A 376-nucleotide genomic window follows, 5' to 3' on the forward strand; every position below is an offset into this window, starting at 1 on the left:
GAGGTCGATGGCCATATGTGGCATTTCAAATACCCGCTGGCCGGTGGAGAGACCTATCGCTACGTCGAAAAGGACGGCGAGGGCAATGTGGTGGTGGATGAGATCCGCGATTATATCGCCATTGCCACCACCCGGCCTGAAACCATGCTGGGCGATGGCGCGGTGGCGGTGCACCCGTCAGATGCGCGCTATGCGCCGATCGTCGGCAAACTCTGTGAAATCCCTGTCGGCCCGAAAGAACACCGCCGCCTGATCCCCATCATCACCGATGAATACCCTGACCCGGCCTTCGGCTCGGGCGCGGTGAAGATCACCGGCGCGCATGATTTCAACGATTACGCGGTGGCCCGGCGCAACGGAATTCCGCTTTACAACC

General features: G+C 60.6%; 1 pseudogene. It reads left to right on the forward strand.

Going from position 1 to position 376, the window contains the following annotated elements:
• A pseudogene (locus B9T16_RS29540) lies at positions 1-376 on the forward strand (hypothetical protein); the annotation flags it as partial.

The sequence above is a fragment of the Arthrospira sp. PCC 8006 genome (genome assembly GCF_046480465.1).
Classification (GTDB): Bacteria; Cyanobacteriota; Cyanobacteriia; order Cyanobacteriales; family Microcoleaceae; genus Limnospira; species Limnospira platensis.